Origin of the sequence: Bradyrhizobium sp. WYCCWR 12699 (genome assembly GCF_032144035.1) — a bacterium.
Lineage (GTDB): Bacteria > Pseudomonadota > Alphaproteobacteria > Rhizobiales > Xanthobacteraceae > Bradyrhizobium.
Map to the genome: position 1 here is coordinate 21,643 of NZ_JAVTJN010000002.1, position 6,164 is coordinate 27,806.

Below are 6,164 nucleotides of genomic sequence, written 5' to 3' on the forward strand. Positions count from 1 at the left end.
TTGCGACACCGATGTGTGGCTAATTCGACAGACTTGTCCGAAATCGACCAAGCAATGCCGCGGCGTTCTTGTTTTCAATGAAGTATCACTTCGGCATTCAGTGGCCTGGCCGTTGCGAGCAGTTGGGCGGTCTGGCCAGACTTATCCTCGTGATCGTGGGTCGACACATTCTTGCCTCGATTCCGTTCGGCGGGCCGAACTGTGTTTGGTCGCTCTTCGAGTACATGCCCATGATTAACGTTATGGCCAAATGCGCAGAGCCCCACACTGGGTGCTGCTGCAAGTCTAGTGTCCTGAACCAGAGCATTGGATCGGCAGAAGCGCTCGATTGAATTGGTCCATGGAAATGGTTTTGGATCGGCGTTGTGCCGTTCGATGAATGAAGCGATGTCGGCCCTGACGGCGGCAATGCTCCGATAGACGCTGCGCCTGATGTTCTTGTCGGTCAGGAGCTCGAAGAAGCGCTCCTGATTGAGCCATGACGAGCTGGTCGGGGTCAGGTGCACATGCCAACGCGGCCTTTTAACTAGCCATCGCCGGATCAGCGGGGTCGTGTGCGTGGCGTAGTTGTCCATGACGAGATGGACGTCGAGCCGGCGCGGGCTGGGTCTCGTCGAGGAGCTTGCAAAATTCGGCGGCGCGGTGAAGTCGGTAGCACTTGCCGATGACCCGTCCGGTCGCAATATCGAGGGCGCGACCAGCGAGGTGGTGCCATGCCTTTTGTAGTCATGGCTCCTTCGGGCCGGCTGGCCAGGTCGCATCGGCCACATCGGCTGGCTGCGATCCAGAGCCTGGATTTGGGATTTGTCGCTCACACACGGGACGATGGCGTGCTGCGGCGGCGAGACGTAAAGCCGACGACGTCGCGGACCTTGGCCAGTAGGTACGGGTCTGTCGAGAGCTTGAACGTCTCCATCCGATGCGGCTGGCCCGAAGGCCCGCCAGATGCGTTGAACCGTCGACACCAACAGACCGCTCGCCTTTGCCATGCTGCGGGAGCTCCAATGCGTGGCGGGGCAGTTCTCCAGCGTTCGCACGGTCACGACTTCGATTCGGACATCATCAACCGTGCGCGGAGCCCCGGAACGCGGCTCGTCGTGAAGCCCGGCCACGCGCTGCTCTACAAAAACGGTGGCGCGACTTGCCTACCGTCCCGCCGCTCCAGGCGCAGCTTGGCCGCCACTTTCTTGTTCTGTCCTCCCTCCGCGCAGGTCAACACAATCCGGGCTTTCAGAGCCAGCGCCTGCGCCGTGTTCCGCCGCTTCGTCAGTGACGTCAGTGCGGCACGCTCATCATCGCTCAATATCAGGGGCGCAAGTAGCTGGACCGACATCAAATCCTTCGTCGCTATTCCAGCACCCAGCTCTGGCACAACCAAGCGAATCCAATGCGATTTTACGATTGCGAACTTGTGAGTCAGGACAGTAGTCATCTGGAATGCAAGTTCGTCACCGCCGGCGAGCTCGCTCGACGGCTCACGGCTTTGTTATGGGGGCAAAGATGCTTTCGGTCTCGATCAATGGATCGTGGATACTGCGAGGAGCGAACTGGCCTCGCTTGCGCAAGAGATCGACCGCGACATTGCAGCTGTCGCGGAGCCATCACCCAACCCTAGAGCACTATCCCCATCGACGGGCTCTTATGGTCCCTGCTGTCCGGAACGGAATCTCCGCATCGATAAGTGTAGCCTCTGCCGAGATTAGGTTGCGGCGCGGTGAGTAGGCCTCGGTGTGCTGACGTCGAGGCTCGATGTGGACGGCGGTAACTAACACAAGTCCAAATAGCGGCCGATCGATCAAGTTGCACGGTCGTCGGCGGGCTCTCTTTGTCAGGTGCGGCAGTTGCCGCGCCGTTGATGGCCGCAAATCAGCCGGCCTGGATGTTTAATTCTCTCTTCCTCAGAACAAGGAACCGGCACCCGGCGGCACGCCGCACCCGGGTCATCAGGGTCCCAGGGAGTCTCCCGGGCGGGGGGCTCCTGCGCGCCTTCCGGTGGGCCCTCTTGCGTGCGGGCTGAAGCAGTGCCTACCAACAAAAGCAGTGCGGCCGTAGTCAAAAGCGCGCGTTTCATCCGGTTTCCACTAGAACAGATACGAGAACTCCACAGCCAAGTATGCCATCCCAGGTGCTAAGGAGTAGCCGGCGTTGGTTCACCAGAGGTCTCGACTTCATTCCAGGATCGTACAATGTGACGCTAGGTGCGATTCAAGCCTTTTCATAACGGAGGCACAAAGTATCAACCTCACATCGCTTAGGTCAGCGCTCCCGACGGCATCGAGCGGGAGGGCGTGATTGCTGCCGGCCCCAACGTAGTGCCCGTCCTGGCGATCGGCCTGGCTTGTCGAAGCTCGGCGAACGCGTGACATAGACGCCGCAGGAGATTCCAGCTCAGCTACCATCTCCACCATTGTGCGGCGGCTGGTCTTGGCCATGAACAAGGCCCAGTCGATGACGGCGTCCACAGGTTTGCTGATCGCTTCGGTTTGTGCACTCTTACCGAGCTTGTCCGAGATCGCCCAGGATACCGGAATAGCGCCAGCACGGCGATCAGCAAAGCATGCTCTGCGTGCTCCATGCGTCCATGTGCGGTCATGAGTTCTTCGTAACTCGACAGTCACTCGCAACAGGCATGGATAGTGTTGCCGGAGCATGTCGGCGCCGGAGATGCACCTGGATGCAGACCTCGATCCGGCACTGGAGATGAATGCCGACGTATACCTGCATGACTGACAGCGAGATGGCCAAGACATTCCTCGACAGAGCGACGCCCCGGAGTGCCTAGACGCCACGTGTTCCATGCGTTCTCTTTTACAATTGCTTGCCGCCTGGAACGTCGTTATCAGGTTCGAATAAACTCACGGACATATTGGTCATCGCGGAGCCTGATTCTCCCGATATCGACGGCATGTTCGCCTCCTCTTCCGAGCTCCGCTAATGGGCCTCCTGCCCCCGCCAGCAAGCGAAGCTGGTAAGGGGCGGCAAAGACAAGGAGCACACCATGTCTCAGACACCCAATACCGCGATCGCCGTGATCGGCATCGATATCGGCAAGAACTCGTTCAACGTCGTCGGCCACGATGCGCGCGGCGCCATCGTTCTGCGTCAAAAGTGACCGCGTGGGCAAGTGGAGGCGCGGCTCGCAAATCTGCCGCGTTGCCTGATCGGTATGGAAGCCTGCGTCGGCGCACATCACCTGAGCCGCAAACTCGCATCGCTTGGTCACGATGCGAGGTTGATGCCGGCCAAATATGTCCGCCCCTATAGCAGGGGACAGGAGAACGACTTCAATGACGCCGAAGCGATTGCCGAAGCCGTGCAGCGCCCGACGATGAAGTTCGTGGCGACCAAGACCGCGGAGCAACTGGATCTGCAGGCGCTGCACCGGGTGCGCGAGCGGCTGGTATCGCAACGCACCGGCATCATCAACCAGATTCGCGCCTTCATGTTGGAGCGCGGGATCGCCGTGCGCCAAGGTATCGGCTTCTTGCGCACCGAACTGCCCACCATCCTTGCGACGCGCGCCGATGCCCTGTCGCCACGCATGTTGCGTGTCATCGAGGAGCTGGCAGGCGACTGGCACCGGCTGGATCAGCGCATCGATGGCCTCTCCGGCGAGATTGAAGCATTGGCCCGTCAAGATCAGGCATGCTCGCGCCTAATGACGGTGCCTGGCATCGGGCCGATCATTTCGAGCGCCATGGTGGCCGCGATCGGCACCGGAGACGTATTCTCCAAAGGCCGCGACTTCGGCGCTTGGCTTGCCCAAGCAGATCTCGACGGGAGACCGCACGATCCTCGGCAAAATCTCGAGGCGCGGCAATCGCTACCTGCGCGTTCTGTTCGTGCAGGCGGCGTGCGTTGTGCTGGTCAGGATAAAGAACTGGGAAAGTTATGGGCTCAAGTCCTGGATCGAAGCCGCCAAAAGGCGGTTGCACCACAACGTGCTCGCGATCGCGCTCGCCAACAAGCTTGCCCGCATCGCCTGGGCGGTGCTGGCCAAAGGACGCGCCTTCGAGCTGACGAGGACTGACGATGCAGGCGTCCGACCCGCTTGATCCTCGCGCCGTGCTGGGCGCGGTCAAGGCGCAGCCTGGCAACGCCGGAGCCAGCCGCAAGCCAAGCGCGACGGCTGGCCTTGACCGCCCCTGCGCGCGACGCGATCGACGTTCTGCGGGCCGGGACGAAGGAACGGCCCTTGGCTCGAACAAAGGAACTGAGCAAAATGAGGAGCAAGCGATGACGTAAGCCCCTATCAATAATTTCCAGCCGAGGTCTGCGAGAGGATGAGACGAGATGGAGGTTCGGTCTTCCCGGCGCATGCGAACACTGGTGACCCGAATGGTCCAATCGAGGCCTGTCCGCTAACGAGAACGCACGCGCGCTGATATCCATGGTGGCCGGAGCAAATGCTCCAATCAAAGGCCGGATACATTGATGCAAGACCGCTCACCGCCAGCTCGGCGAAACCACTTGCAACGCACGGCCGGACCATACATCGGGGTCATTTATATTGCTCCTTGCTATAGATCCGCTTCACCAGTAGCCGACAGTTTCGTCTCGCCGGTCGGTCACAAATCCGGGCAGTCGTACTGGCGATAACAACAGTGGCGTCCGTAACAACCGTGCCTATAACCGTGGCAGGGATATGCGCGGAACGGGTACGACCGCGGGCCGGTATGGTACGGACTGCAGCCATAACTGACCGGAGGGTATCCATAAGGCGGCTCCGCATATACGCAATAAGGGCCATAACAGCCGCCGCTCGTACTTGCGCCACGGAAGAGTTCGGCTCTTGCAAGACTGGAGATCCTCCGTTCGCAGTTGCAGTGAGAGACAGGGGACATCGTGGTCGTGCCTCCAGGAAAGGCCTGCACGACTCCGACACTCCTCGGCATCGGCGCTGCCGTCGCCAGCTCCAACTGGACAACCATCAGGACTCCCACCACCGTACAGCTCAATAGGGACTTCCAGCTGCTCATCGTTCGACTCCTTATCACGGTCGTTTCGACAGTCGGCTCCAAGATGTCGTCAAAAAGCTCCCGCCTGGCGGCCTGCGCAGCCAGTGCTGCTGATCCAAATATTGGCTGCCGCCAATCAAGTGCCACAGCCACATGATCGCTACGCTACTTTCCTACCCCAATGCCAAGACGTATAGCGCTTGCTTGGCGAACGAAAGCAGCACTCCACCGGCTGCGAGAGCGGCCACGCAGAGTGCCAAGATCACCGCGCGCTCCATGCTTTACCGTTTTAGGCGGTCGTGAGCGCCCGAAGGTGGGATCGGTCGAACAGTATCTTGGATAATGGACGTATTGGTCAGCGCGTAGCCTGATCTTATTGATATCGACCGCATCTCGAGCACGCCTTCTCCGCCATTTACAATTCCCCTCCAGGGCCAAATAAACCTCCCCGGAGTAGCTCCGGGCAAGCCTCTCAAGGAGAGGATCAGCAAGTCCGATGCCATCGGCGGGAGCATGACAGTTCTGACACGTATAAATGAGTTAGGGGATTCTGAGCACCATTGCGAGAGCGTCGCGACGCCATGTTAGTGCGACAACTGTCCCGAGTCTGACAGACGGGGACGTCAGTTGCGTTCTGGTGTTGATCCCATAATCAGACGTAGCACAGCTGCCCTCACTCTACAGCAGGCCTGCCGCTTCAGCTGGAGCATCGCGTTCCTCGCACCGTCGCCGCCATCGGTCAAAACGAGCAAACTGTGGCGCCTGAGCCGCTCGTGCAAGTCGCGTCCCGGTATAGGCAGCGTTCTTTGCTGCCAGTTCAGCGACAACCGGCGGCCACACTCGCTCGCGGACATCGAGTCAATCGCGCCGACGGGCGCCTAGTGTCGCGCGACGATCAGGATGGAAGGCAGCGTCAATCAAGGTGAGAGAGTTTCGCTGGGCTCGTGACGGAGGGAGGGCGTAGCCCGACCGGAGTTACGAGCCCAGCGTCGGCGCGATCCCGAGGAGGACCGCGCCGACTGGTGATCGCGGCCGGCGGGGTTATGCAAGTGGTTCTTCCGCCAAGAGGAATCACTCGCTTGCCCGGCCGACACATCACAGATCACCAGATGAGATGGGATGGTTGCCGCCCTCCCCAGACGGCATCGTAATGTGCCAAGAACGCAGTGTTTGAACCCCGAAGCGAAGAGGACGGCAAATTGATGG

At 60.1% G+C, this 6,164-nt stretch carries 2 protein-coding genes and 1 pseudogene; 1 reads left to right on the forward strand and 2 read right to left on the reverse strand.

All coding sequences use genetic code 11. The features are described 5' to 3' along the window. Positions 1–74: 74 nt before the first annotated feature. Both RPS27_RS02050 and RPS27_RS02055 read right to left on the reverse strand, forming a co-directional pair. On the reverse strand, positions 75–989 hold the full coding sequence (locus tag RPS27_RS02050) for a transposase (protein WP_128929885.1): 915 nt from the start codon (positions 987–989) through the stop codon (positions 75–77). A 131-nt stretch (positions 990–1,120) separates the two neighbouring features. After that, the gene (locus tag RPS27_RS02055; RefSeq protein ID WP_128929884.1) at positions 1,121–1,432 is read right to left on the reverse strand and encodes a hypothetical protein; all 312 of its coding nucleotides are present in this window, start codon (positions 1,430–1,432) and stop codon (positions 1,121–1,123) included. Positions 1,433–3,166: 1,734 nt separating this feature from the next. On the opposite strand from RPS27_RS02055, the pseudogene RPS27_RS02065 reads away from it, so the two are divergent. After that, a pseudogene (locus RPS27_RS02065) lies at positions 3,167–4,055 on the forward strand (IS110 family transposase). The last annotated feature ends 2,109 nt before the right edge of the window (positions 4,056–6,164 follow it).